Below are 5415 nucleotides of genomic sequence, written 5' to 3' on the forward strand. Positions count from 1 at the left end.
CGCCCCACCCGCCCCACGCTGCTATCCCGCCGACTCCAGCAGCTCCGCCGCCAGCAGCTCCTCCCCCTCCGCCGCCGTCCGCCACTGCTCGGCCCGCACCCAGGCCCGCTTCAGGTGCAGGTGCACGTCCGCCTCCCATGTGAAGCCCATCCCGCCGTGCACCTGAAGGCAGTCCCGCGCATTGCGCACGGCCGCCTCGTCCGCCAGCAGCTTCGCGCCCGCCGACTCCCCCGGATCCCCCGTCACCGCCGCCGCGTACACCGCCGTACGGGCCACCTCCGCCCGCACCAGCATCTGCGCGCACAGGTGCTTGACCGCCTGGAACGCCCCGATCGGCTGCCCGAACTGCTCGCGCTCCCCCGCGTACCGCACCGCCAGCTCCACCGTCCGCAGCGCGCTCCCGACCTGGAGCGCGGCCGTCAGCAGCGCCCCCTGCGACACGTACGCGGCCGCGTTGCGGGCGGGACCGTACGCAGGCCCGGCGCCGCCGCCCGGCCGCACGACGCGGTACAGCGGCGTCAGCGGGTCCGCCGCGCGCACCGGGACCCCGCCCGGGAGCGCGTCGCACCCCAGCACCGCGTCCGCCTCCCCCAGGTACGCCACCAGGTCCCCGGCCAGGTCGAAGGCGGTCACCACCGCCGTGCCCGCCGCGGCTCCCGGCACCACCCCGGCCGCCAGGTGCGTCGCCACCAGCGGCCCCGGCACCAGGGCCCGCCCCGCCTCCTCGAAGACGAGCACCGCCTCCGGCAGTCCCAGCCCCACGCCGCCCTCGGACTCCGGGAGCCGCAGCGCGAAGAAGCCCGCCCCGCCCAGCTCCCGCCACAGCCCGCGGTCCACGGCCGCGCCCGCGTCCGCCGCGGCGTCCACCGAAGCGCGCAGCGCCTCCCGCCCGTACCGGCCCTCCAGCAGGGCCCGTACGCCCGCCCGCAGGTCCCGCTGGTCCTGCGTCGGCTGGAAGTCCATACCCCTCACCGGCCCTTCGGCAGGCCGAGGATCCGCTCGGCGACGATGTTCCGCTGGATCTGCGAGGTGCCCGCCGCGATCGTGTACGAGAGGGAGGAGAGCCGGCCTTGGACCCACTCCTCGTCCAGCGACAGCGACGACGCCCCCAGGACCTCGGCCGCCACGTCGTACAGCTCCTGGCGGGCGTGCGAGTAGGCGAGCTTGAAGACCGAGCCGCCGATGCCGGGCACCCCGCCGGAGCGCTCCGACTCGCTGACGTTCCACTGGGTCAGCCGCCACAGCGCACCGAATTCCCCGTACAGCCGGCCCAGCCTGCGCCGCACCGCCGGGTCGTCCCAGCGGCCGTTCGCCTTCGCCGTCCGGGCCAGCTCTCCCAGGGTCCTGCGGCACGCGACGACCTCGCCGACGAAGGCGGTGCCCCGCTCGAAGGACAGCGTGACCATGGTGACCCGCCAGCCGTCGTTCTCCGCGCCCACCCGGTTGCCGACCGGGACCCGCACCTCGTCGAGGAAGACCTCGGCGAACTCCGTCGACCCGGCGAGCGTGCGCAGCGGCCGCACCGTCACCCCCGCCGCGTCCATCGGCATGGCCAGCCAGGAGATCCCGCGGTGCTTGGGCGCTGCGGGATCCGTGCGCACGAGCAGCTCGCACCAGTCGGCGACCTCCGCGTGCGAGGTCCAGATCTTCGAACCGGTGACCACGTAGTCGTCGCCGTCACGGACCGCGCGCGTGCGCAGGGAGGCCAGGTCGGAGCCCGCGCCCGGCTCGCTGAAGCCCTGGCACCACACCTCGTCGCCGCGCAGCACGGGGGGCAGCCAGCGCGCCCGCTGCCCGGCCGTGCCCTCGGCGGCGATCGTCGGGCCCGCGTGCAGCAGCCCGACGAAGTTCGCGCCCACGTACGGGGCCCCGGCGCGCTCGGTCTCCTCCAGGAAGATCAGGTGCTGCGTGGGGGTGGCACCGCGGCCGCCCGCGTCCACCGGCCAGTGCAGGCCCGCGTACCCGGCCTCGTACAGCCGGCGCTGCCAGCCCAGGTCGTAGGCGCGGCGGCCCGGCCAGTCGTCGGGGGACGGCCGGGCGGGCAGCTCGGGCAGCGCCTTGTGGAGCCACTCGCGCAGCCGTGCCCGGAAGTCCTGCTCCTCCTCGGTGTACGTCAGGTCCATCAGCGGCCCTTGATCCGGTCCCGGTCCCGGTTCCGGTCCCGGTTCCGGTCGAGGTCGAGGCCCAGCATGCGGATGGCGTTGCCGCGCATCAGCTTGTAGACGGTCTCCTCGTCCAACCCCCGCACGTGGTCGAGGGCGACCTCCTTGGTGTGCGGGAAGGTGGAGTCGACGTGCGGGTAGTCGGTCTCGAAGGTCGCGTTGTCCCGGCCGACGACGTCGAGCGAGGCGATCCCGTGCTTGTCGCGGAAGAAGCAGCAGAACATCTGCCGGTAGTAGTACGTCGACGGCGGCTCGGGGATCAGGTCGCGCACCCCGCCCCACGCCCGGTGCTCCTGCCACACGTCGTCGGCGCGCTCCAGGGCGTACGGGATCCAGCCCATCTGGCCCTCGCTGTAGGCCAGCTTGAGCGTCGGGAACTTCACCAGCACACCGCTGAAGAGGAAGTCCATCATCGAGGCCATCGCGTTGTTGAAGCTGAGCGACGCCTGGACGGCGGGCGGCGCGTCCGGGGACGCCGCGGGCATCTGGGAGCTGGACCCGATGTGCATGTTGACCACCGTGCCGGTCTCCTGGCAGACGGCGAAGAAGGGGTCCCAGTAGCCGGAGTGGATCGACGGCAGCCCCAGGTAGGTCGGGATCTCGGAGAAGGTCACGGCGCGCACCCCGCGGTCGGCGTTGCGCCGGATCTCGGCCACCGCCAGGTCGATGTCCCACAGCGGGATGATGCACAGCGGGATCAGCCGGCCGCCGCTGTCGCCGCACCACTCCTCGACCATCCAGTCGTTGTAGGCGCGTACGCAGGCGAGGGCCACCTCCTTGTCGTGCGCCTCGGCGAAGGTCTGCCCGCAAAAACGCGGGAAGGTCGGGAAGCACAGGGAGGCCTCGACATGGTTGAGGTCCATGTCGGCGAGGCGCGCCTTGGGGTCCCAGCAGCCCTGGCGCATCTCCTCGCGGGTGATCCCCTCCAGCGTCATGTCGTCGCGGTCGAAGCCGACGGCGGCGATGTTGCGCTTGTACGGGAACTTCAGGTCCTCGTAGATCCACCAGTCGGTCGGCGGGCCGTCCGGGTCCATGGAGATCACGTACTTGCCGCCCGTGTACTGCAGCTCGCCGATGCCGGCCGTGAGTGCCTTGGGCCCGCGGTCGCGGTACTTGGCGGGCAGCCAGACGTCGAACAGGTGCGCGGGCTCGATCACGTGGTCGTCGACGCTGATGATCCGAGGCAGTTCCATGGGCTCCCCAATCCGGTGCCGGTCCGGCGCCGATCCGACGCCGGTCCGACCGATCTGATGGACCGTCAGAAACAAGCTAGCCCCGCCACCCCTGGACCGACAAGCGTCGGCGCTCTACGCTCTGGGCTCGATCTGACCAACCGTCAGACAATTGGCCCAAGGGGGAGGTCCGCGATGACGGACACCGCGACCGCGACAGAACTGAGCCGCTCCCGCACCCTGTGGGAACTCCTCACCCGCCGGGCCGCACTCACCCCGGACACCACCGTCCTCATCGAAGCCGCCGAAGACCCCGCCGCCGACCGGAGCCTCACCTTCGCAGAGCTGCGCGACCGCTCCGAACGCGTCGCCGCAGGCCTCCACGACATGGGCGTACGCCCCGGCACCGTCGTCGCCTGGCAGCTCCCCACCCGCATCGAGACCGTACTGCTCACGATCGCCCTCGCCCGGATCGGCGCCGTCCAGACCCCCGTCATCCCCTTCTACCGGGACCGCGAGGTCGGCTTCGCACTGCGCGAGGCCAAGGCCGACTACTTCGCGACACCCGGAACATGGCGGGGCCACGACTACCCCGCCATGGCCCGCCGCCTCGGCGCCCGCGGCGTCTTCCAGGCCTACGACTCCCTCCCCGACGGCGACCCGGCCGTACTGCCCCCGCCGCCCGCCGACGGCACCGACGTCCGCTGGATCTACTGGACCTCCGGCACCACCTCCGACCCCAAGGGCGTCCTGCACACCGACCGCTCCCTCATCGCCGGCGGCTCCTGCCTCGCGCACGCCCTGCACCTGACGCCGTCCGACGTCGGTTCCATGGCCTTCCCCTACGCGCACATAGCCGGACCCGACTACACCGTGATGCTCCTGCTCTACGGCTTCCCCGCGGTCCTCTTCGAGAAGTTCGCGATGCCGGACGCCCTCGACGGCTACCGCCGCCACGGCGTGACCGTCGCCGGCGGCTCGACCGCCTTCTACTCCATGTTCCTCACCGAACAGCGCAAGGCCCCCGACACCCCCCTCATCCCCACCCTCCGCCTCCTCGCGGGCGGCGGCGCCCCCAAACCGCCGGAGATCTACCACGCGGTGGTCCGCGAACTCGGCTGCCAGCTCACCCACGGCTACGGCATGACCGAAGTCCCCATGATCACCATGGGTGCCCCCGACGACACCCCCGAGCACCTCGCCACCACCGAGGGCCGCCCCCCGGCAGGCATGTCCATCCGCATCACCACCCCCGACGGCAGCCTGCTCCCCCCGGACACGGACGGCGAGGTACGCCTGCGCGGCGAGGCGGTCTGCCAGGGCTATCTCAACCCGGACCAGTCCGCCGAGGTCTTCGACGCCGACGGCTACCTGATCACCGGCGACCTCGGCCACCTCACCCCGGACGGCTACCTCGTCCTCACCGGCCGCAGCAAGGACGTCATCATCCGCAAGGGCGAGAACATCTCCGCCAAGGAGATCGAAGACCTCCTCCACCGCCTCCCGGGCATCGCGGACGTCGCCGTCATCGGCCTCCCCGACCGGACCCGCGGCGAACGCGTCTGCGCCGTCGTCGAACAACCCCCGGGAGCCGCCCCCCTCACCCTCCCCCAGCTCACGGCCTACCTCCGCACGGAAGGCCTCGCCACCCACAAACTCCCCGAACAACTGGAACTCCTGGACGCCCTCCCCCGCAACGAAGCCTTGCGCAAGGTCCTCAAGTACAAACTCCGCGAGCGCTACGCGTAGGGGGTGGCAGGCGGGGCCGGAGCACGGCGGAAGCCGACGGGGCGGGGGTGGAGCACGACGGAAGCCGACGGGGGCGGGAACGGAGCGCGGCGGAAGCCGACGGGGGCGGGAACGGGAGGCGCGGCGGAACGCCGGTGGCGGTGCCCGTGCGGGAGGGGGTGCGCCGGCGGGGCGGTGGCTTCGGAGCGCGGGGTCTCGGCGGGGCGGGAGTGGGGAAGCGCGGGGTGGCTTCGGGTGGGCGGGATCCACTGGGCCGGGAGTCAGTGATGTGCTGGGGGTTTCCCGTCAGTCCCATCGTCTCTCCGTGTCGTGCCGGTCCCTCAAGGGCGCTC

General features: G+C 72.7%; 4 protein-coding genes. 1 reads left to right on the forward strand and 3 read right to left on the reverse strand.

Annotated features, from left to right (window positions below; all coding sequences use genetic code 11):
- Positions 1–21 precede the first annotated feature (21 nt).
- The 3 genes from AVW11_RS35155 to AVW11_RS35165 are packed head-to-tail and all read right to left on the reverse strand — an operon-like array spanning position 22 to position 3355.
- Positions 22–963, reverse strand: a complete 942-nt coding sequence (locus tag AVW11_RS35155; RefSeq protein WP_076047048.1) for an acyl-CoA dehydrogenase family protein — start codon at positions 961–963, stop codon at positions 22–24.
- Positions 964–968: 5 nt separating this feature from the next.
- Complete coding sequence (locus AVW11_RS35160) at positions 969–2123, reverse strand: acyl-CoA dehydrogenase (protein WP_076047049.1); 1155 nt, start codon at positions 2121–2123, stop codon at positions 969–971.
- Positions 2123–3355, reverse strand: coding sequence for an amidohydrolase family protein (locus tag AVW11_RS35165; RefSeq protein WP_076047050.1), 1233 nt, complete (start codon positions 3353–3355; stop codon positions 2123–2125). Before AVW11_RS35165 ends, AVW11_RS35160 begins: the two co-directional genes overlap by 1 nt.
- 174 nt (positions 3356–3529) lie before the next feature.
- On the opposite strand from AVW11_RS35165, the gene AVW11_RS35170 reads away from it, so the two are divergent.
- Positions 3530–5083, forward strand: a complete 1554-nt coding sequence (locus AVW11_RS35170) for an AMP-binding protein (RefSeq protein WP_060179494.1) — start codon at positions 3530–3532, stop codon at positions 5081–5083.
- Positions 5084–5415 lie beyond the last annotated feature (332 nt).

Origin of the sequence: Streptomyces amritsarensis (genome assembly GCF_001953875.1) — a bacterium.
Taxonomy (GTDB): domain Bacteria; phylum Actinomycetota; class Actinomycetes; order Streptomycetales; family Streptomycetaceae; genus Streptomyces; species Streptomyces amritsarensis.

Excerpts from the sequence above, each read along its gene's own strand:
- AVW11_RS35160 (WP_076047049.1), bottom strand. The coding sequence starts at position 2,123 with ATGGACCTGACGTACACCGAGGAGGAGCAGGACTTCCGGGCACGGCTG.
- AVW11_RS35170 (WP_060179494.1), top strand. The coding sequence starts at position 3,530 with ATGACGGACACCGCGACCGCGACAGAACTGAGCCGCTCCCGCACCCTG.
- AVW11_RS35155 (WP_076047048.1), bottom strand. The coding sequence starts at position 963 with ATGGACTTCCAGCCGACGCAGGACCAGCGGGACCTGCGGGCGGGCGTA.
- AVW11_RS35165 (WP_076047050.1), bottom strand. The coding sequence starts at position 3,355 with ATGGAACTGCCTCGGATCATCAGCGTCGACGACCACGTGATCGAGCCC.